This is a genomic window from Pseudomonas sp. PAMC 25886 (assembly GCF_000242655.1).
Lineage (GTDB): Bacteria > Pseudomonadota > Gammaproteobacteria > Pseudomonadales > Pseudomonadaceae > Aquipseudomonas.
The window spans coordinates 175,417-194,437 of the sequence record NZ_AHHC01000084.1; the positions used below are offsets into that span (position 1 = coordinate 175,417).

A 19,021-nucleotide genomic window follows, 5' to 3' on the forward strand; every position below is an offset into this window, starting at 1 on the left:
AAGACTGTAAGCCTCATGCCAGAACCGACCTTACTCAATAACGAAATCCGCGACATGCTGATGGATTGCGGGCTCTTCGACCCGCTGCTACCGGAAGATTTCCATGTGGCGGCGGGCTATTTCAACATCAGCAGCATTGCCCGTGACGAGGTGATTTTCCTCGAGGGCGACGCCGGCACCTTCATGTGCATCATCCACTCAGGCCAGGTGGCCGTGCAGAAAACCAACCATGAAGGCCAGCGGCTGACCATCGCCACCTTGCGCAGCGGGCGGGCCTTTGGCGAGATGGCGGTGCTGGATGGCGAGCGCCGTTCCGCCAGCTGTGTGGCGGCCAGCGATTGCGTGCTGTTGAACCTGGGCAAGGATTCCCTGGAAAAAATGCTCAACGATGCACCGAAAATCGCGGCCAAGATCATTCGTGCGATTGCGATCGCCCTGTCCAAACGCCTGCGCATGGCGGACGGGCAATTGCTGTCCCAGCAATTTTAACCGCCCGGGGTCTTGGGCTTGATGTCGTTTTGCTGCAAGCCGGGGATCGTCTGGTCCTTCGGCGGCGTCGGCAACACGATCGGCGCCAGCATCGGTTCTCCACCGCCGGAAGCCTTTGGCGTCGCCGGCGGCGTGACTTGCGGATAAGGTGTGGGCGTTGCAGTACCCGGCGAACCCGCAGTGGGCGCGGGGGTGATCGGCACGGTTTGCGACTCCTGGGCCCCGGCCGCACCGCTAAGGGTGAGCGCGCCCCATACAATGACCGTTAGAATGCTGCACTTCATCGATGGCTCCATGGCCTGACCGTAAAGTCGTAAGGCTACTCCCAACCGCGCAAGAATGCCCTTCCCAATGAGATTTCCATGAAACGTTTCGTTCTGCTGGACACCACTCCGATCCCCGACAACGGCGGTGCCTTGTGCCTGTTCGAATACGGTGAGGATTTTGTCATCAAGATTCAGGGCGGTGACGGTGGCCAGTTGATGAACACGCGCATGCACGGCTCCGAGGATGCACTGGCGGAAATCCCCTGCCGCAAGGTCGCCGGCCGGCCCGGTTCCCGGGTGTTGATTGGCGGCCTGGGCATGGGCTTTACCCTGGCGGCGGCGCTCAAGCACTTGGGCAAGACCGCCGAAGTGGTGGTCGCCGAGCTGGTGCCCGGCGTGGTGGAGTGGAATCGCGGCCCGCTGGGTGAAAAGTCCGGCCGCCCGCTGCTGGACCCGCGCACCGTGATCCGCCTGGAAGACGTGGCCAAGGTGCTGCAGGCCGAGCCCCAGGGCTTTGACGCGATCATGCTGGACGTCGACAACGGCCCCGAAGGCCTGACGCAAAAAGCCAACAGTTGGCTGTATTCCGCCGGTGGCCTCAGCGCCTGCGCCAAGGCCCTGCGGCCCAAGGGCGTGCTGGCGGTGTGGTCGGCCAGCGCCGACAAGCAGTTCAGCGACAAACTGCGCAAGGCCGGCTTCAAGGCCGAAGAAGTGCAGGTGTTTGCCCATGGCAACAAAGGCACCCGGCATACCATCTGGATCGCCGAGAAGCTCAAGGGCTGAAGCAGCCGACTGAACAGAGGCGGCACAATGCCGCCCTTAACGGTTCGTCACTTACTTCTGCTGTCGATAACGTAGGGCACTTTCTTCTTGAACGTCTCGTTCAGTTCCTTGCGGTTAAGCGACGTGAAGCCACCCAACTGTTGAGCGCTGAAGCCGCTGTCCCCCACCGGCGCATCGGGCGCCAGGCTGACCATGCGCTTTGCCAGCGCCTCGATAGCGTCCTCATACCCGCCTTGCTTGTTCAGGTTGAACGCGCCGAGGTCAATCTGCGTGCGCAGCCAGCCGCCCCAATAGAATTCCAGGAACTCCGGCACCACCGCGCCGGAGTTCGGCTTGCCGTAGGAAGCCTTGCGGGAGAAGTACACCAGGCTGCGGAACCTATCGTCGCCGAGGTCCTTGAAACCCAAGTGTGCCGGTATCTGCTCAGGACTGATGATCTTGCCCTGGCCGTCCTTGAGCCAGACCTTGCGCCCCTGCTCCATCCGTTTCCAGAACGTCGCCAGGTCCGGGCTGTCGCTGAAGTTATCGGTGACCCGCACCCACATTTTCAGCGTGGCCCCCGCACCGGGCTGTTCCCATAAGGTACTGAAGCTGTGATGGCCATCAGTGAGGTACAGCTGGCCTGCGGGGCCGACCACCACGGTTTTCATGTCTGCCGGGTGAGTGCCCACCGGGTCCTTGCAGGTGAAACTGTCGGGCTTATGCAAATCGGCGCCTTTGGGCACTGTGTCTGCTCCGCCCCGGCCGTTGGTCTCACAGTATTCGTCGAACACCTTCTTGGGGGACTCGGCAAACACCCCCAGCTTGTAGTGGATCTGGTCAAAGCCGATGACCGCCTGGGTCGGGTGGAGTTGCTCCAGCGCCACCTCGATCACCTGGCCGGGCTGGGGCGTGGAAAGCGCCTGGACGTGAACGCTGACGGCGCATAACAGCAACGCCCACCACCATGAATGCATCCGCATGAGTACCGCTCCTTTGAATTCAGTTCGCCGATACTACAAACATTCCCTGGCACCTGCGTGTACTGCGACGGAAAAAGCCGGAGGTTTATTACCCCGCAAGCAGCTAGAATCAACGCTATCCGTGATCCACTAAAAGACAGGAGCCATGATGAGCTCGACCAACCCGCCCTCCCACACCGCCAAGCTGGACCGTATCCTCGCCGATGCCCAGCGCGACCGGGAAATGGGCTATCGCGACAAAGCCCTGAAGATGTACCCCCATGTGTGCGGCCGCTGCGCCCGTGAATTCGCCGGCAAGCGCCTGAGCGAACTGACCGTGCACCACCGCAACCATAATCATGACGACAACCCCCAGGACGGCTCCAACTGGGAGTTGCTGTGCCTGTATTGCCACGACAACGAACACTCGCGGTATACCGACCAGCAGTATTTCGGCGAAGGCTCCACCAGCAGCCCGACGATTGCCAAGGCGACGCACAACCCGTTTGCGGCACTGGCCGGGTTGATGAAGAAAGACGACTGAAGCGATGTGATGAACGACTTGCTGTGGGAGGAGGCTGGTGTGGGAGGAGGCTTGCTGTGGCGAGGGAGCTTGCTCCCGCTGGGCTGCGTAGCGGCCCCACGTTTTTTGGGAGCGCTTCGCACTCCAGCGGGAGCAAGCTCCCTCGCCACAGTGTTGCACCCCATGCCGTTCAAACCGACCGCCTTTCGAGCAATCCCCGTATAATCGCCGTTTTTCTCGAAGGCACCCTCTCCCGTGGGCAATAAACGCTACAGCTGCATCGGTCTGTATAACCCCAAATCCCCCGAAAACGTCGGTTCGGTGATGCGCGCCGCCGGCTGCTACGGCGTGGCCTCGGTGTTCTACACCGGCAAGCGTTACGAACGGGCCCGGGACTTTATTACCGACACCAAGAAGGTCCACCACGACATTCCACTGATCGGCATCGACGACCTGAAAAAGATCCTGCCCCTGGGCTGCATCCCGGTCGCCGTCGAGCTGGTGGAGGGCGCCCGCCCTCTCCCCGAGTACACCCACCCGGACCGCGCGCTGTATATCTTCGGGCCGGAAGACGGCTCCCTGGACAAAGAGATTCGCGACTGGTGTGAAGACGTGATCTACATCCCGACCACCGGCTGCATGAACCTCGCCGCCACCGTCAACGTGGTGCTTTACGACCGTCTGGCCAAGGGCAACAACACCCGTTCGGGTCCCAAGTACTGATTTTTTGGGAACGTCCGCGGCCTGTGTGCAGTCAGTTGCATATCAATAAGCCCTTGTTGGAGACAGATCATGAGCGACAGCAAAACCCTGCGACCCGTTATCCGGTCTACACCGTTGGAGCGCCAACCGACACAAAACGTCCAGGGCTGGGAACGCATCGGCTCCCTGGCGGGTGGCGTGGTGATGATGGGCAAAGGCCTGCGCCGTGGCGGCTTTTTCGGCTTGATTCAGGTGGCGATTGGTGGCGTTGCATTGGCGCGCGGCATCAGCGGGCACAGCTCGGCGAAAGAGTTGCTGGAGCGCAGTCGCCAGGAAATGAACACCGTGCGCACCAAGATTGAACGCGCCGGTGAGGAATTGAAAAACCTCAAGACCAAGGCTGAAGTGGCGGCTGAGAAAGCCAGTAAAACCACTGGCTGAAGCCGATCCCGATCCTGCAGGAGCCCGGCTTGCCGGCGATGGCGTCCTCAAGGGCCTAATCGCCGGCAAGCAGGGTTCCTACAGGCATCAGTGCAGCAGCTTGCTGTCGAGCACCACCGACGACTCGCCGAGAATGCTTTCCCCCAACTGCACGAATTCCTTTGTGCTGATGCTGTTCAGGCGCATCAACGCCTGAGTCAGATCGTCCAGCGAACGCTTGTTGTGGGTTTTCACACGAATCTCGCGGTCCAGCTCCTGCAATAACACCACCGCCCGCGCCACCGTCGCGCTGTTGGCGTGCTCGACCCGCAGGCTCGTCACGTCCTTGCCGTCCTTGGTCAGCCGGGCCTGTATAGCGGCGTAACGGTCGTCACTGATACCGCCAGCGCGGCGCATCAGTTCAATGGCGTAATACTGCGCCAAGCCTTCGCTGATCCAGTCGCTGCCCTCATGGTCATTGAACCGGCCGATGGCCTGCACCACTTCACGGATCAACGGGCTGCTGCCATTTTCGCTGACCAGCGGTGTGCGGCTGTTGAGGTAGATGGAATCCCGCGCCGCGAATGCACCGCGCCGCATGGGATCGCTGGCGCCCACCACCAGCAGTTTTGCCGGATGCCTCGGGAACGCTGCTTGCACCTGAGGCCAGACAAACGTCAGCATGGTCAGCACATCCATGCGGTGCATGCCCTGCCCTTTGGGCGAAGCCACCGTGATTTCGGTTTCGCCCAAGCGCATCCTGCGGCTGCCCAGGTTGCCGGCGAGCATCCAGCCGGTGGGCCGGTCAAACAGGCGGGAAACGTTGTCGATACGAAATTTGTTCTTACCGATGCGCGGCCATGACGTCTCGACGCTTTTCCAGCCGGCGGGCAGTTCAAACACCAGGCGCGACACCAGTTCAATGCCGTCCTGTTGATCCAGGCGTGCAGTGGGCACCAGGTCTTCACCCCGAAACAGCGCCCAGCTCGGCGTCATGCGTGCTTCGTAAATCCCCTTCTTGCGCGCATGGGTCAGGCGGACACGGTAGGTCAGGCTGGCCTTGTCGGCGCTGGGCTGCCATAGGCCTCGGCTGTCACCCGGCGTATTGCCCGGCAGCACTTGCCATTGGCCATCGGCCTTGAAGTCGCTGTAGTCGCCGTCGCGGCCCAGGTCGAAGTTGAGGCTGCGCACCGCCGAGCCCTGGGACAGGCTCAGGCGTACTTCAGCCTGATCACTTTGGGGCAGCAGCTTGACGTGATAGTCCAGGTCAACTTTCTTCGCCGCCCACGCCGACGCGCTCAATGCCAACAACAGCAGGCTTGCTGCCACCCTGGCTCCAACCGTCATACACACTCCTTTTCAACCGGCGCGAAAAATCAGGTAATCCTCCCAGTCATCCTCGGGCACGCTGCCTTCGCTGAGCATGCGCCCGGACTGGGAAATGCGTTCCTGGTGCACGGCGTCGCGGTCACCGCAGACCAGATGGTGCCAGAGCGGCAAGTCCTTGCGCTCGCTGACCAGCCGGTAACCGCAGGTGGGCGGCAGCCATTTGAACTGGTCGGCCTGGCCCGGGGTGAGCTGGATGCAATCGGGCACCGAGTCGCGACGGTTGGGGTAATCGGTGCACTGGCAGGTTTTCAGGTCCAGCAGTTTGCAGGCAATGCGCGTGTAATAGACGCTGTTGTCGTCTTCATCCTCGAGCTTTTGCAGGCAGCACAGGCCGCAGCCGTCGCACAACGACTCCCACTCATCCTGGTCGAGTTGTTCGAGGGTTTTGCGGATCCAGAAAGGTTCGACTTTGGCGGCCATGGCTCTACATCGGTATCGGTATGTTAAAAGGCCGCCAGTCTAGTGCCCATGGCCCCCGGGGCCAAGCGCTTACGACTGTCGGTAGAACAAGACTTGTCAGCCCGTCGGCGGCGAAGTAGTTTTGAACCCCGGTTTTTCATCAGGATCAGCCCAATGAGCAGCAACCCACGCGTCGCCGACTACCCGATCCACCCGCAATTCACCGACCGCTGGTCGCCGCGCGCCTTTACCGGCGAAAGCATCCCGGTAGACACCCTGCTGAGCTTCTTCGAAGCCGCCCGCTGGTCACCCTCGGCCTACAACTCGCAGCCGTGGCGCTTCCTCTACGCGCGTCGTGACACACCAAACTGGGAGCGTTTCCTCGGCCTGCTGAACGAATTCAACCGCGGCTGGGCGCAACATGCGTCGGCCCTGGTGATCGTGGCCTCGAAGACCGACTTCCAGGTACCCGGCGCCGCCGAGGAAACCCCGGCCCTGTGGCACACCTTTGACACCGGCTCCGCCTGGGGCCACCTGGCGCTGCAAGCCAGCCTCAGCGGCTGGCACACCCACGGCATGGCCGGTTTCGACCAGGAGCTGACCCGCAAGGAACTCAAGGTGCCAGAGGGCTATGCCTTGCACGCGGCCGTGGCGATTGGCAAACTGGGCGACAAATCGACCCTGGCCGATTACCTGCAAGCCCGGGAAACCCCGAGCCCGCGCAAGCCGTTGAGCGAGCTGGTGGCTGAAGGCGACTTCAGCCTGTAAGGCGAGCCCGGGAGTTACCGCGTTTTGGATAGAGGCGCGCTGCCTTTACCACTGCCGGTCACTCCCAAACGGCCCACTACCTGACAAGCGCATTAAAGTCCCTGAGCAATTCTTTCTTTCGACTGTTGTACACGTTCATCTCCCACTCATAGAGACCATCCCCGGGGACCATGTCTTCAAGGGACAACGACTGGATATCCACCGGGTACACTTTTTTATCCCTTGTGGAATATAGAAAGTTCTTAAGCTGCAAGTCCTGGTGATGTATTCCTTTTTCCTCCATTCCCTTCAAGGCATCCTCCAGCCACGTCCTGGCTTCCGGAGGCAGGCTACGCCGCTCGACTGCTGCAAGGTTGACCCCATCCAGCTTACCCATCTTGATGTAAGCCCGACCGTTCTCAACGACCGCCTTGGCAAAACCCGCTCCGTAATAGGTGTTCAGGCAGTCTGTTTCCTGGGTTACATAATCCGGAATACGCGTAGCATTTTTAGTGTTGAAGTCTTTATAAACGCTTTTGCCATCCAGGCTTTCGTAGACCACCCCTTCACCGCCCCGGCCAATTTCAGGCCCCAGGTCCGACGCAACCGACAGCGGGCTACCGCCCCTGGCGCCCAATCGCTGCCATTGATCACCCTGGATATGCTGGACCAGGAGTGGCGTTTGCCGATTATTGTGATAAATCCGTGCCTGGACGACACCCTCGGTGGTTCGGGTCGCTTCCCGCACCTCATAGACGGCAGTTTGGCCGGTACTGTCGGTGTGGCGTATGTGCGACAAGTGACCATCGGCTGCGACGTAGAGCCCCTGACTGTTGCGTGAGAGACCGGCAATGGTTGATTCCGGGACTTTGAACTCACTCAGTAAGCGGTTGCTCAGCACCTCACTCGCTACCGCGTCTGCACCGCCCCGGCGTATCAGCCGGGTGCCTCCCAGTACCAGGTCGTCCAGGCCATTGAGCGGATTGAATTCACGGATAAGGGTAGTACCGATGATTTTTGTCACCTTCATCGCCTTGACACCCGTGCTGGCAACCCGAGTTCCGGCCTTCGCCACCTTCCCGGCAACCCCGATCCCGGCAGTGAGGAAACCGAAGGCGTCCATGGCCAGATCCATCGCACCATCAACGTAGTTACCGTTCTGAAAGTTGACAACGGCTGAGCGTAGCGGAATCAGGTCCAGGAAGAAGTTCGTGACCGTCCACTCCTGCTCCATTTGCCGGTCCAGGGGCGTAGCTCCCTTGGCCTGCTTCACCACGTTCTGATTATCGATATCAAGGTGTTCGACGAATACATCGGCGATGGACTGGGTGCGAGCGGTAGTGAAACTCGAGGGTGGCAGTAAACCCTGAGGCTGTTTTTGGCCCAGGTCAGAAGTACCGGTTCCCGTCGGGGCAAACTTTTCAACCGTGTAGATTTTATTGGCGTCGCGCGGTAGCTGCTCAGTTAACACAGAGGCAGGCACAATAGTCACTTCAGCATTTTTCAGGTCGATCTTATAAACAACCCCTGCGGCCTTCACCAAAAGACTTTCATCGGTGTGATGGAGTGTCCTGGATGTAAAGTCGGTCCCCAGGGCGTAGGTCTTGGTTTGAAAGAACTCAAGCGAGGCCTGTTCAAGGTTTTGCCTGTCGGCCAATGGAAGTCTGGCGACCATGTGCTTGATGACGGTGCCAATCCCCTGCTTGCGCGACTCGATTGCCTGGCTGAACTGCTGATCAAAGGCCTTGTTGACCTCCAGTTTGAGCGGGGCGTTTATCGCGCTGATGGGGATGCGCCGGTCGGTGGTTTTCCACCGGTAGCCATTCAACTCCATCATGGCGATATCCAGCATCGAGTACAGGCCGACGGGCGCCCGATTGGGATTGTAAAGCGGCTCGATGCCCGGTTGGCGCGAGTCGTCGACCCTCAGCAGCTTCTCCTCAAAAAACACCTGCTCGCCAAACCGCTGTTTGAGCTTGGCCAGCGCTATTTCCTTGCGGCTCGGGATTTCGGCTTCCAATAACCCCGAGGCGGCGATCCTCTCCTGCTGTTGCTGATTGAACGCAGTCCTGACCCGCTCCATTTCGCCAGGGCTGTAACCGTCATCGACGTTTACCGGGACAATCCCGTTGACCACACCCCAGTCAATCAGCGCCGTCCTCTGCGCCTGTTCGGTCACGGCCCGATCAACCAGGCCGGCACTTTCAGCCGCCGACATGACCTGGGTAAACGTCATGTTCGCCACCTTCCCCGGCGCCTGGGCTTCGATGGTCGCCGCTGCAATGGCCAGGCTGACCCAGGCGGCGCTGCCATAAGTCACGTTGTCGGGAATGCCCTTGATCAGAAACTCCGGGGCCTTCCTGGCCAGCAACAGGTGAGCGCCGGCCCGGGCCATGTCCGGGCTGGTCTTGCCGTTGACGCTCAGGTGCTCCCTCAACCCCTCAAGCACCGCTGCCGCCGGCTTTCCCCAGTGGTCCGGGTGGGCCAGGTTAAAGCCCGCAACCCGGTTGCGCAGGGGCCGGGCAATAGACTCAGGATCCAGCATGAGGTTGATGGCGGCCAGGGTGTATTCGTTCACGCTGGTACCGGTGGCAATGCCATTCAGTTGAGTCTGAATCACTTGCCCCAACGCCTGCCCACGCTCGGAATTGACGATGGCTTCCAGCGTCCTGGCCGCGTCATCGAGTGCCGGTTGATTGGTGTTCAAATACTCCAGTATCCCAAGGCTCACGCCGACGTGTGGCGGGTTCGGGTGCTCGCTGCCGTGGCGGATGGCTGCAGCACGCGCGAGACGCTGATCACTGACCGTCATGGGCACGGGCCAGGATAAACCACCGCCAAAATTCCCGAGAGGATGTTCCAGGGCCTTGTCACTCAGTGCACGGGCATGGCCGGTGAGTTGAAAGTGGTTGGTGGGCAAACCCAGGCCAATACGCTTGAGGACAGTCGCCAGGGTCGCCGTATCACCCGCCTCCAGCGGGTGGGATGAGTCAGGATGCACCTCCATCGGCGTCGCTTCCAGCGCGGCCAGCACCGCGTGAGGCGTGGCGTTTATGCCCAGGTTCGTCGCTATTTCGTTGAGCTTTTGCGCCAGTACCTGCAAGTTCCGTCTGTCGCCCAATGCCGCCTTGAGTCCGTCTTTTCGGGGGACCGCAGGATGGGTGTCGCCAACTGTCGGGCTCGACGCGATGGCCTGATCGGCCAAGGCCGTGGGCTGTAACGGGATAACACGGGCAGGTGCAGGGGAAGTCTGAAGATTCAACATCGGGCAAGTTCCATTTGAAGAATGGCCCGAGCGTCACATAGGGATTGCGAAGGTAAAACTGAAGGAGTGTTTACAGAGATTTGTCAGGACGTGCCATCACGCCTTGCCGAGCGGCTACGGAGAATCCGGAGCCGCTCGGCAAGGCCAGTGTTTTCAGTATCCGCGCTCGAAACTCACTTCCCCGCGCAATGCTTCCTGCGCCTGATACGCCCGCAAATTCTCGACAAACAACTGCACCATCATCCCCGGTGAGGTCGGCGCAGAACTGTGCCCGGTCAGCAGCAAGCCCCAGGCGGTCCAGAACGGATGACGCTGTGGCAATGGCTCCTGACGGCACACGTCGATCACCGCGCCCGCCAGATGCCCTTCCTTCAAGGCCTCCACCAGGTCCGCATCGACCACCGCCACACCGCGCCCGACGTTGATAAACAACCCGGTCGGCTTGAACTGCTTGAACAGCGCGGCATCGTACAAATCATGGGTGTTCGGGGTGTTGGGCAGCAGGTTGACCACGTAGTCCACCTCGCCCACCAGCCGTGGCAGCTCTTCAAGCGCGGCGACTTCGATAAACGGCGCCTGCTCACGGGCTTCGCTGGCGATGCCGTACAACTCCACGCCAAACGGCAACAGGAACTGCGCAACGCTGCGGCCGATATCGCCGGTGCCGACGATCAGCACCTTGCGCCCCGCCAGGCTCTGGCCCATGCGGTTGTCCCATTTGCGCTCGACCTGGCTGACCAGCCGCGCCAGCACTTCACGCTCGTGGCCGAGCATGTAGGTGAGCACGTATTCGGCCATCACCTGGCCAAAAATGCCCACGGCGCGGGTCAGGCGGTAATCCCGCGGCAGGCCTTCAGCCAACAGTGGGGTGATGCCCGCCCAGGTCGATTGCAACCATTGAGGCTGATGGCCCTGGCGCAGCAAGGTCGCCAACAGGTCCGGCTGGCCCAGCCACACCGGGCAATCCGCCGCCAGGCGCGACAGTTCAGCGGAATCGCCGCTGGTCATGACCTCAAGGTCCGGCGCCGCTTCGCGCAGCAGCCGGGCGTACAGCGGGTGATCGTGTTCAGCAATCAGAACGCGCATGGTTCAAACCTTTCAAAAACACTGCAGGCGGCCGCCGGTCCAGTTCACTGTCCGTTGCTGCCACCGCCAAAAATTGAATTCCATTGATGAATGTGCCCCGGACGGGGCACTGACCGATCACATCGGGTCATTACGTCGCAGCAGCTCTTCGGGCAAGTGTTCGATGTACTCGTCCTCGGCCGGCGGCATTTGCAGGTGGTAGCCCTGCTTTTCGAGGTTTTCCAGGACCACGGTGATGTCCTCGCGGGACAGCTTGCGCTCCGGGCTCAGCACCAAGTCAAAGGCGTGGTGCGGCTTGCCGAAGGCGGCCAGCAGACTTTCCGGCACGCGCTCCAGTGCATCGCTTTTCAGCACGTAGAGGTACATCTCGTTTCGTTTGAGGCTGCGATAGATGGAGCAAATACGTTTCAAGGCTGTTCTCCGGCAGTGGCCAGGCTGTCCAGCAGCGCCTGGCCCATCAATTCGCGGCGCCAGCCACGCAGCGAATCTGGCAATTGGTAAGGCCCCTCGGGATAGCCACTCTTGACCAGGGCTTCGAGGGTTTTCTTGCGCAGCATCAGTTCCGGCGCCATGTCCAGGCGTTCAGCCTCGGCCTGGCCCAGGGCGCGCAGTTGCTTGATCAGCGTGGCGGCGTCCACCGGCAACGGCTCGGCAACCGCCGGCGGCCATTGGTCCATCGGGACGCTGCCGGCACGCTTGATCAGGCCCAGCAGGAACTCGCCGTCCTGGCGCACGGTGCGCGGGTGCATGTCTTCGATCTTGCCCAGCGCGGCGAGGTTATCCGGCTGGGATTTGGCCAGGGGCCATAACGAGTGTTCACGAATGATCCGGTTGCGCGGCAGGTCACGGGCACGGGCTTGCTGCTCGCGCCAGGCGCACAGTTCGCGCAATACGGCGAGCTGGGCACGGGACAGTTTCCAGGCCAGCTTGGCGTCGCGGTAGACCTCGTACGGGTCGACTTCGCGGCGCAGGTTGGCCACGAGCTCGGCGCCGTCTTCCAGGACCCAGGCGTACTTATCGTCGGAAAGTTTCGGGCGCAGGCGTGTGTAGACTTCCGCCAAGTGCACCGCGTCTTCGGCGGCGTAGCTGATTTGCGTCTCGGACAATGGCCGCTGCAGCCAGTCCGAGCGGGTCTCGCCCTTGGGCAACTCGATATCGAGGACGGCTTGCACCAACCGCGAATAGCCCATGGAGAAACCGAGGTTCAGGTACGCAGCCGCCAGTTGGGTGTCGAACAGTGGCACCGGCAGGCTGCCGGTCAGGCGCAGCAACACTTCCAGGTCTTCGCTGCAGGCGTGCACCACCTTGATCACCGCCGGGTTTTCCAGCAAGGCGGCCAAGGGTTGCCAGTTGTCGATGGTCAGGGGATCGATCAGGTAAGCGCGAACGCCATCACCAATCTGGATCAGCCCGGCAATGGGATAAAAGGTGTCGACCCGCATGAATTCGGTGTCGAGGGCGACGAATGGCAACTGCTGCCATTCGGCGCAGTGCTGGCCGAGGCTATCGTTGTCGCAGATCCAGTGAATATCGATGGCCACACGGCTCTCCCTTGAAGAATGGCGCGCAGTATATATCGCGAAAGGGAGTTGCGAGCATTCGCAGCACAGCATCCGCCATGAAAACTCCTATAGGATCTGAAGAATAGTCCGACAGGCGGGACTTATCCTCTCTTACGCAGGACGTAAACCCGCCACATGGCCGAGCCGGGCATGAATTCCTGTTGGTTGAGGACCTTGAAACCGGCCTGGCGAAACTCCGCTTCCACCTGCGTCCGGTGGCTGGCAACCGCCGACAGGGCGGGCTGCATCGCCCGGTAACCGCTGTCGCTGTTGACCGAGACAATCACCGTGTCGCGGCTCACCCGATGAAATTCACCGAGCAGGGCCAGGCGCCCTTCTGCCGTCGGCACATGGCGAAACAACTCCAGGCAGAAAATGCAGTCCACCGCGTTGGCCGACAGGCCGATGGAAAAGGCCGAGCCCTGGAAGGTCTTGATCCGCTTGAGCAAGCCCGGCGCATGGTGGGTACGGGCGTGGTCGAGCATGTCCTGGGAGTTATCCGACGCGAGGATCACCCGGTTGCTGTGCTCGGCCAGCACCGGCCAGAAGCGCCCCGAGCCGCAGGCCAGGTCGAGGATCAGCCCCGGTTCGCCGGCGATTTTCAGCGCCCGGCGTACCAGTCGTTCATCGCGCCACAGCGCCAGGCGCCGCAGCAACTTGGGCGGGCGCGTGTCAGCGCAGACCCGGGCATGCTCCTGGCCTGCACGTTCGGCAAATTCAATCTCGATGGAAGACGGCAGTTGCGACGGCATCACACGACTCAGTTAATGGATCAGACATTCGCAGCTTAACCACCGTCTCGTGAAAAAAAGGTCGAAGGATTGTTTACCGCGCATGCAGGGCCAGTATCCGGCGCCCAGCCTGTCTGTTAACTGTCTGTGATCAAGGCTTCATCTTCAGGCCGGGTGCAAATACCAGCGCCAGTCCTGCTCCCCCACTTCGCCCATGAACTGGCGATACTCGGCCCGTTTGACCGCCAGGTACACACCGAGGAATTCACCACCAAAGGCTTCCCGGGCCCAGGACGAGCCTTCAAGGGCGCGCAAGGTGGTCAGCCAATCGGTGGGCAGTAATTCCTTGGCCTGGGCGTAACCGTTGCCCTCCACCGGCGCGCCGGGATCGCGCTGTTCGCGGATGCCCCGGTGAATACCCGCCAGGATCGCCGCCGCCGCAAGGTAGGGGTTGGCGTCGGCGCCGCAGATTCGGTGTTCGATATGCCGGGAAAACGCCGGCCCGCCCGGTACGCGCAGGGTCACCGTGCGGTTGTCCACGCCCCAGGTGGCGGCCAGCGGCGCGTAGCTGTTGGTCTGGAAGCGCCGGTAGGAGTTGGCGTTCGGGCAGAACATCAGCAATGAGTCGAGCAAGGTGCTGAGCATGCCCCCCACCGCCTGGCGCAACAGCGGCGTGCCGTCGGGTGCTTCGCTGGCAAACAGGTTATTGCCGTCGCGGTCTGCGAGGCTGACGTGCATGTGCATGCCGGTGCCGGCCAGGTCGTCGAAAGGCTTGGCCATGAAACACGCGGTCATCCCGTGCTTGTGGGCCACGCCCTTGACCAGGCGCTTGTAACGCACCGCCTCGTCCATGGCTTGCAGGGCGTCGCTGCGGTGCTCCAGGGTGATTTCCACCTGGCCCGGGGCGTATTCGGAAATCGCCGTGCGCGCCGGAATGCCCTGGAGTTTGCAGGCGCTGTAGAGGTCGGCAAGGAACGGTTCGATCTGCTCCAGTTCCCGCAGGCCGTAGACCTGGGTCGAGCGTGGGCGCCCCCCATCGACATCCCGTGCCGGTTGCGGGCGGCCGTTGCTGTCGGGCTTCTGGTCGAGCAAATAAAACTCCAGCTCCGCCGCCATCACCGGGTAATAGCCGTCGGCCTTGAGGTCGTCGATCACCTTGGCCAGCAAGTGCCGCGGGTCGGCCACGGTGGCGGGCATGCCTTCGGTGGGGTGCATGCTGACTTGCACCGCCGCCGTCGGGATCAGGCGCCACGGCATGCGCTGCAAACTGCCGCTGACCGGGTAGGCGCGGCAGTCGATATCGCCCACTTCCCAGACCAGCCCGGAGTTCTCCACATCGTCGCCATTGATGGTCAGGCCCAGGATCGTACTCGGCAGCGGCCGGCCACTTTCATAGACCGCCAGCAACTCATCGCGGTGCAGCAGCTTGCCCCGGGGCACTCCGTTGTTGTCGAGGATGAACAGCTCGAACATCTCGATATCCGGGTTCTGGTCCAGAAAGGATTGGGCTTCGTGCAGGGTGGCAAAGGGCGTGCTCATGGGCATTCTCATACGTTCGCGTCAGGCAGGCGCGCAGGCGCTGCCGGGCAGATGCGCGGGGCATCCGGTTGGGCAAATCAACGGGTGAGAAAGGTGTCCGGTGGGCGCGCGTGGCGGCAGTGCCAGAGTGCCCAGAAGGCGAGTTCGGAAGGGAGTGCATCAGCGGTGATTCGACGACGGTCCGGACGGCTGGACGCGGTGGCGCCTGGCGATGTCTCAGGGTGTGTGTCGGGGGAACCGTCCATGCGGGAGTCACAGTAAAGAGATGCCGAACAGCCTCACACGCGAGGTTAAGCCGTTAAATCCAGTCTTGACGGAGTTTGGTTGTGCCGTGGCTAAACATTTGCAAATAATGGCGACCCTGCTCATGCCCAAGGACCCGACCGCATGAAAGCTTTGCTGACCCTTTCCCTGCTGGCCGGCCTGTCCGCCCAGGCCCTGGCCGACAGCCCCGCATCGCGCCTGGATGAAGTGCTCCAGCGCGGTGAAATGACCGTCTGCACCACCGGTGACTACAAGCCCTACAGCTATTTGCGCCCGGACGGCAGCTACGAAGGCATCGACATCGCCATGGCCCAGTCGCTGGCCAAAAGCCTTGGGGTGCAAGTGAAATGGGTGCCCACCACCTGGAAAACCCTGATGCCGGACTTCCTGGCCCAGCGCTGTGATATTGCCCTCGGCGGTATTTCGGTGTCGCTGGAGCGGCAGAAGAAGGCGTTTTTCAGCCAGCCCCTGGGCGTCGACGGCAAGATCCCGCTCGTGCGCTGCGCCGATGTGCAGCGCTATCAGACCGTGGAGCAAATCAATCAGCCGCAGGTGCGGGTGATCGAGCCTTCAGGCGGTACCAATGAAGTGTTTGCGCGGGCACATCTGGGCAAGGCGCAACTGACACTGTTCCCGGACAACGTGACGATTTTTGAAAAGCTGTTGGCCAACAAGGCCGACGTGATGATCACCGACGCCAGCGAGGCCCGGTATCAGCAAAAGCTCAAGCCGGGGCTGTGTGCGGTAAACCCCGAGCGCTACATGCAGTACAGCGAGAAGGCGTTCCTGCTGCCTCGGGATGATGTGGCGTGGAAGAGCTACGTGGACCAGTGGCTGCACTTGAGTACGGTGACGGGCGTGTATGACGGCATCATCAACCAGTGGCTGGCTGCGCCCTGACCAGTTCGACAAACGCCCGGCACGCCGCGCTGCGATAGCCTCCCTTGCGACTGAGCAGCGCCGCCGTGCGTTGCGGCAACGCCGGGCTTAACGGCACCGCCTGCAAGCCCGCCTGCACCTGGGCAATCGCGCTGGGCAGGATGGTCGCCAACTGAGTGCTCCGTACGATTTCAATAATCGCACTGATGGAATTGGCCTCCATGGCGATCAGGGGTTTTACCGCCTGGCTGCGAAAATACTCATCGATATAGCGGCGCGTGGCGAACCCTGAGTTCAGCAGCACCCACGGTTGCTGAAGCCACTGCTGGCGGTTCAACTCCGGATGGCCGGCACTCACCACCACGCTCAACGCCTCGACAAACACCCCTTCACACTCGATATCCGGCAAATGCTCGCCGGTAAAACCAATGCCGATATCCAGCAAGTCCTCCGTGAGCGCCGCCTCCATGCGGTCTTGCGTCAGTTCCTCGACGCTGACCGTTATCCCCGGGTACAGACGGTTGAACCGCGCCAGCAGCGGCCCGATCAGGTACGCGGTAAACGTCGGCGTCATTGCCAGGCGCAGGCTGCCGCGGCTCAGGTCCTGCACGTCGTGCATGGCACGGGTGCCGGCCTGCAGATCCTGCAAGGCCAGGCGCGCAAAACGCACATAGGCCTCGCCCGCATCGGTCAGGCTGACGCTCCGGCCGGAGCGATCCAGCAGTGGCGCACCGAGGGTGTCTTCCAGTTGCCTGATCTGCTGCGACAAGGTCGGCTGCGACACATGCAGCGCCTCCGCCGCTCGGGTGAAATTACGGTGCTCGGCAACGGCCAGCAGGTAGCGGATATGACGCAGCAACATGAAGGGCGCTCCAACTATAGGCATGACTTATAGGAACCATAATAAGCCGGTCTTGGACGCTATAGCTGAAAACTTCCATCCTTGCCCCATCAGCGACGCAAGGAGAACCACCATGCAAGACCTCATCGACGGTTTCCGTAAGTTCCAGGGTGAAGCCTTCACCCAACGCAGCGACCTGTTCAAACACCTGGCCACCACGCAAAACCCCGGCACGCTGTTTGTGTCCTGTTCCGACAGCCGTGTAGTCCCGGAACTGCTGACCCAGCAGGAACCCGGCGACCTGTTTGTGATCCGTAATGCAGGCAACATCGTGCCGTCCTACGGGCCAGAGCCCGGCGGTGTGTCGGCCACGGTCGAATACGCGGTAGCCGTTCTCGGCGTCAGCGACATCGTGATCTGTGGCCACTCCGACTGCGGCGCCATGACCGCCATTTCCACCTGCAAATGCCTCGATCACTTACCGGCCGTGGCCAACTGGCTGCGCCATGCCGAGTCGGCCAAGGTGATCAACGCCGCCCGTACCCACGCCTCAGACGCCGACCGGCTCAACTCGCTGGTACGGGAAAACGTGGTCGCCCAACTGGCTAATCTCAAGACTCACCCTTGCGTGGCCCTGGCCCTGGAACAAGGCCGACTGAGCCTGCACGGCTGGGTCTACGACATCGAAAGCGGCGGCATCGACGCCCTGGATGGCCGCAGCGGGCGCTTTGTGTCCCTGCTGGATAACCCGAGCACCCGCGCCCACGCGGCCTGAACCCTATTAAAAACCAAGAGGACATCACCATGCTGCAATCCCAATTCGCCCAATCCCCACGCCTGGCCCTGGCCGACACCGTTATCGACATCAAGGCGCGCAAGAACCTGTCGTGGCAGGACCTCACCGACGGCACCGGCCTGAGCCTGGCGTTCGTCACCGCCGCCCTGCTCGGCCAGCACCCGTTGCCCAAGGACGCTGCCGATGTGGTGTGCGACAAACTCGGCCTCGACGAGGACGCCAGCCGCCTGCTGCAAACGGTGCCCCTGCGCGGCAGCTTCCCCGGCGGCGTGCCGACGGACCCGACCATGTACCGTTTCTATGAAATGCTGCAGGTCTACGGTTCGACCCTCAAGGCCCTGGTACACGAGCAGTTTGGCGACGGCATCATCAGCGCGATCAACTTCAAGCTGGACATAAAAAAAGTCGAAGACCCGGACGGCGGTTCCCGCGCGGTGATCACCCTGGACGGTAAATACCTGCCGACCAAACCGTTCTGATAAGTCGGCAAACCGTCTACGCTCTTGGCACACCAACAAGAACGAGGGACGGGTAATGAAGGCAATGCTCCGAGCCACCTGGCTGCTGCTGTTGTGCGTTGGCCAGGTGCACGCCGCCACCGCTGAGGATGCGGACGCCCAAGCCGCCAAGGCCCTGCTGGAAAAGGCCTTGGGGTATTACCAGACGAATGGCGACAAAGCCTTTGCGGCGTTCAGCCGCCAGGGTGAATTCGTCGACCAGGACCGCTATGTGTTCGTGGTCGACACCAAGGGCGTGCTGCTGGCGAGTGGCGGGCCCTCTTCTGCGTTGATCGGGCGCAACGTTTCCGAGGTGCTTGGGCCGGATCTGAACAAGTCATTCAAGGATGCGTTGGCGGTGCCGGAAGGCAGTGGCATCCAGCAGGCCGATTACCGGTGGCAGAACTGGAATGACGGCAAGGTCGAGCGCAAGCATGTGTATTACCAGCGCGTTGGGCAGCGGATTCTGGCCGTGGGTTATTACTTGCCGCGGGCGACCCCGGAGCATGCCAGGGCGCTGCGCAATAAAGCGGTCAAGGCGCTGGAGAAGGACCCGGTCGGGACACTCAAGGCGATCAACGACATGCAGGGTGGTTTTCTGCAGGACGACCTGTATGTGTTTGTGGTTGACCTCGACACCCACCGCTATGTGGCCCATGGCACAACTCCGCGATTGGTGAATACGGATTTCAGCAAGATCAAGGATCCCGACGGGAAGCCGGTGGGTGAGCCGATCCTGGCAGTGATGGCGGAGCAGGATCAGGGGGAATACAAGTACCGCTGGAAAAACCCGGTGACCGGAAAGGTCGAGAACAAGCATGCGTATTTGCGCAAGGCCGGGCATTTTATGGTGGCGGTGGGGTATTACAGCCCGTGAGGCCATCACCTGTTCAAAAGCTGGA

General features: G+C 61.5%; 21 protein-coding genes. 10 read left to right on the plus strand and 11 right to left on the minus strand.

Translation table 11 applies throughout. The features are described 5' to 3' along the window. Window positions 1-15: 15 nt before the first annotated feature. Window positions 16-489 carry a cyclic nucleotide-binding domain-containing protein gene (locus MUM_RS0129015; RefSeq protein ID WP_010176525.1) on the plus strand — a complete coding sequence of 158 codons (474 nt, stop codon included), beginning with the start codon at window positions 16-18 and terminating at the stop codon, window positions 487-489. Here MUM_RS0129015 and MUM_RS0129020 read toward each other — a convergent pair. Beyond that, the gene (locus tag MUM_RS0129020) at window positions 486-773 is read right to left on the minus strand and encodes a hypothetical protein (RefSeq protein ID WP_029616147.1); all 288 of its coding nucleotides are present in this window, start codon (window positions 771-773) and stop codon (window positions 486-488) included. The genes MUM_RS0129015 and MUM_RS0129020 overlap by 4 nt on opposite strands. A 78-nt stretch (window positions 774-851) precedes the next feature. On the opposite strand from MUM_RS0129020, the gene MUM_RS0129025 reads away from it, so the two are divergent. Continuing rightward, entirely contained in the window at window positions 852-1,538 is a 687-nt protein-coding gene (locus MUM_RS0129025; RefSeq protein WP_003210678.1) for a spermidine synthase, read from the plus strand. 47 nt (window positions 1,539-1,585) lie between these two features. On the opposite strand, the gene MUM_RS0129030 is transcribed toward MUM_RS0129025, so the two are convergent. After that, window positions 1,586-2,500 (minus strand): ParB/Srx family N-terminal domain-containing protein, encoded by a 915-nt coding sequence (locus tag MUM_RS0129030; RefSeq protein WP_010176527.1) that lies wholly within the window; start codon window positions 2,498-2,500, stop codon window positions 1,586-1,588. 148 nt (window positions 2,501-2,648) lie between these two features. Here MUM_RS0129030 and MUM_RS0129035 point away from each other — a divergent pair, with 148 nt between their 5' ends. The 3 genes from MUM_RS0129035 to MUM_RS0129045 all read left to right on the plus strand — a co-directional run bounded on the left by MUM_RS0129035 (window position 2,649) and on the right by MUM_RS0129045 (window position 4,145). Next, on the plus strand, window positions 2,649-3,023 hold the full coding sequence (locus tag MUM_RS0129035) for a YajD family HNH nuclease (RefSeq protein WP_003210675.1): 375 nt from the start codon (window positions 2,649-2,651) through the stop codon (window positions 3,021-3,023). A gap of 234 nt (window positions 3,024-3,257) precedes the next feature. After that, window positions 3,258-3,725, plus strand: coding sequence for an RNA methyltransferase (locus MUM_RS0129040; protein ID WP_003210674.1), 468 nt, complete (start codon window positions 3,258-3,260; stop codon window positions 3,723-3,725). A 69-nt stretch (window positions 3,726-3,794) separates the two neighbouring features. Continuing rightward, the gene (locus MUM_RS0129045) at window positions 3,795-4,145 is read left to right on the plus strand and encodes a YgaP family membrane protein (RefSeq protein WP_010176528.1); all 351 of its coding nucleotides are present in this window, start codon (window positions 3,795-3,797) and stop codon (window positions 4,143-4,145) included. Window positions 4,146-4,232: 87 nt separating this feature from the next. Here the strand turns inward: MUM_RS0129045 and MUM_RS0129050 are convergent, their stop codons facing one another. Together MUM_RS0129050 and MUM_RS0129055 are read right to left on the minus strand one after the other, a co-directional pair. Beyond that, a complete protein-coding gene (locus MUM_RS0129050) occupies window positions 4,233-5,471 on the minus strand; it encodes a hypothetical protein (protein WP_010176529.1) in 1,239 nt (412 codons plus the stop codon). A 12-nt stretch (window positions 5,472-5,483) separates the two neighbouring features. Then, window positions 5,484-5,933, minus strand: a complete 450-nt coding sequence (locus MUM_RS0129055; protein WP_010176530.1) for a YcgN family cysteine cluster protein — start codon at window positions 5,931-5,933, stop codon at window positions 5,484-5,486. Window positions 5,934-6,086: 153 nt separating this feature from the next. On the opposite strand from MUM_RS0129055, the gene MUM_RS0129060 reads away from it, so the two are divergent. Further along, window positions 6,087-6,680, plus strand: a complete 594-nt coding sequence (locus MUM_RS0129060) for a nitroreductase family protein (protein ID WP_010176531.1) — start codon at window positions 6,087-6,089, stop codon at window positions 6,678-6,680. Between the two features lie 76 nt (window positions 6,681-6,756). On the opposite strand, the gene MUM_RS0129065 is transcribed toward MUM_RS0129060, so the two are convergent. From MUM_RS0129065 to MUM_RS0129090, 6 genes are all read right to left on the minus strand, one after another. After that, window positions 6,757-9,924, minus strand: coding sequence for an OspG family effector kinase (locus MUM_RS0129065; RefSeq protein ID WP_010176532.1), 3,168 nt, complete (start codon window positions 9,922-9,924; stop codon window positions 6,757-6,759). A 153-nt stretch (window positions 9,925-10,077) separates the two neighbouring features. After that, a complete protein-coding gene (locus MUM_RS0129070) occupies window positions 10,078-11,010 on the minus strand; it encodes a D-2-hydroxyacid dehydrogenase (protein ID WP_010176533.1) in 933 nt (310 codons plus the stop codon). Between the two features lie 117 nt (window positions 11,011-11,127). Further along, window positions 11,128-11,421 carry a YcgL domain-containing protein gene (locus MUM_RS0129075; protein WP_003210667.1) on the minus strand — a complete coding sequence of 98 codons (294 nt, stop codon included), beginning with the start codon at window positions 11,419-11,421 and terminating at the stop codon, window positions 11,128-11,130. Then, a complete protein-coding gene (rnd, locus tag MUM_RS0129080) occupies window positions 11,418-12,551 on the minus strand; it encodes a ribonuclease D (RefSeq protein ID WP_003210666.1) in 1,134 nt (377 codons plus the stop codon). Before rnd ends, MUM_RS0129075 begins: the two co-directional genes overlap by 4 nt. A gap of 122 nt (window positions 12,552-12,673) precedes the next feature. Next, a complete protein-coding gene (locus MUM_RS0129085; RefSeq protein WP_010176534.1) occupies window positions 12,674-13,324 on the minus strand; it encodes a class I SAM-dependent methyltransferase in 651 nt (216 codons plus the stop codon). Between the two features lie 144 nt (window positions 13,325-13,468). Further along, a complete protein-coding gene (locus tag MUM_RS0129090; protein WP_010176535.1) occupies window positions 13,469-14,842 on the minus strand; it encodes a glutamine synthetase family protein in 1,374 nt (457 codons plus the stop codon). Between the two features lie 387 nt (window positions 14,843-15,229). Here MUM_RS0129090 and MUM_RS0129095 point away from each other — a divergent pair, with 387 nt between their 5' ends. Continuing rightward, window positions 15,230-16,006: a transporter substrate-binding domain-containing protein gene (locus tag MUM_RS0129095; RefSeq protein ID WP_010176536.1), complete on the plus strand. Its 777-nt coding sequence runs from the start codon at window positions 15,230-15,232 to the stop codon at window positions 16,004-16,006. Here MUM_RS0129095 and cynR read toward each other — a convergent pair. Then, complete coding sequence (gene cynR, locus MUM_RS0129100; protein ID WP_010176537.1) at window positions 15,981-16,847, minus strand: transcriptional regulator CynR; 867 nt, start codon at window positions 16,845-16,847, stop codon at window positions 15,981-15,983. The two genes, MUM_RS0129095 and cynR, sit on opposite strands and share 26 nt — an antisense overlap. A gap of 112 nt (window positions 16,848-16,959) precedes the next feature. On the opposite strand from cynR, the gene MUM_RS0129105 reads away from it, so the two are divergent. Genes MUM_RS0129105 through MUM_RS0129115 form a run of 3 tightly spaced genes read left to right on the plus strand, consistent with a single transcriptional unit; the run spans window position 16,960 to window position 18,996 of the window. Further along, the gene (locus tag MUM_RS0129105) at window positions 16,960-17,601 is read left to right on the plus strand and encodes a carbonic anhydrase (RefSeq protein WP_010176538.1); all 642 of its coding nucleotides are present in this window, start codon (window positions 16,960-16,962) and stop codon (window positions 17,599-17,601) included. A gap of 29 nt (window positions 17,602-17,630) precedes the next feature. After that, a complete protein-coding gene (gene cynS, locus MUM_RS0129110; RefSeq protein ID WP_010176539.1) occupies window positions 17,631-18,101 on the plus strand; it encodes a cyanase in 471 nt (156 codons plus the stop codon). 55 nt (window positions 18,102-18,156) lie between these two features. Continuing rightward, window positions 18,157-18,996, plus strand: coding sequence for a cache domain-containing protein (locus MUM_RS0129115; RefSeq protein WP_010176540.1), 840 nt, complete (start codon window positions 18,157-18,159; stop codon window positions 18,994-18,996). Window positions 18,997-19,021 lie beyond the last annotated feature (25 nt).

Coding starts and splice junctions, on each gene's coding strand:
- MUM_RS0129015 (WP_010176525.1), top strand. CDS start 16: ATGCCAGAACCGACCTTACTCAATAACGAAATCCGCGACATGCTGATG.
- MUM_RS0129020 (WP_029616147.1), bottom strand. CDS start 773: ATGAAGTGCAGCATTCTAACGGTCATTGTATGGGGCGCGCTCACCCTT.
- MUM_RS0129025 (WP_003210678.1), top strand. CDS start 852: ATGAAACGTTTCGTTCTGCTGGACACCACTCCGATCCCCGACAACGGC.
- MUM_RS0129030 (WP_010176527.1), bottom strand. CDS start 2,500: ATGCGGATGCATTCATGGTGGTGGGCGTTGCTGTTATGCGCCGTCAGC.
- MUM_RS0129035 (WP_003210675.1), top strand. CDS start 2,649: ATGAGCTCGACCAACCCGCCCTCCCACACCGCCAAGCTGGACCGTATC.
- MUM_RS0129045 (WP_010176528.1), top strand. CDS start 3,795: ATGAGCGACAGCAAAACCCTGCGACCCGTTATCCGGTCTACACCGTTG.
- MUM_RS0129050 (WP_010176529.1), bottom strand. CDS start 5,471: ATGACGGTTGGAGCCAGGGTGGCAGCAAGCCTGCTGTTGTTGGCATTG.
- MUM_RS0129055 (WP_010176530.1), bottom strand. CDS start 5,933: ATGGCCGCCAAAGTCGAACCTTTCTGGATCCGCAAAACCCTCGAACAA.
- MUM_RS0129060 (WP_010176531.1), top strand. CDS start 6,087: ATGAGCAGCAACCCACGCGTCGCCGACTACCCGATCCACCCGCAATTC.
- MUM_RS0129065 (WP_010176532.1), bottom strand. CDS start 9,924: ATGTTGAATCTTCAGACTTCCCCTGCACCTGCCCGTGTTATCCCGTTA.
- MUM_RS0129070 (WP_010176533.1), bottom strand. CDS start 11,010: ATGCGCGTTCTGATTGCTGAACACGATCACCCGCTGTACGCCCGGCTG.
- MUM_RS0129085 (WP_010176534.1), bottom strand. CDS start 13,324: ATGCCGTCGCAACTGCCGTCTTCCATCGAGATTGAATTTGCCGAACGT.
- MUM_RS0129090 (WP_010176535.1), bottom strand. CDS start 14,842: ATGAGCACGCCCTTTGCCACCCTGCACGAAGCCCAATCCTTTCTGGAC.
- MUM_RS0129095 (WP_010176536.1), top strand. CDS start 15,230: ATGAAAGCTTTGCTGACCCTTTCCCTGCTGGCCGGCCTGTCCGCCCAG.
- cynR (WP_010176537.1), bottom strand. CDS start 16,847: ATGTTGCTGCGTCATATCCGCTACCTGCTGGCCGTTGCCGAGCACCGT.
- MUM_RS0129105 (WP_010176538.1), top strand. CDS start 16,960: ATGCAAGACCTCATCGACGGTTTCCGTAAGTTCCAGGGTGAAGCCTTC.
- cynS (WP_010176539.1), top strand. CDS start 17,631: ATGCTGCAATCCCAATTCGCCCAATCCCCACGCCTGGCCCTGGCCGAC.
- MUM_RS0129115 (WP_010176540.1), top strand. CDS start 18,157: ATGAAGGCAATGCTCCGAGCCACCTGGCTGCTGCTGTTGTGCGTTGGC.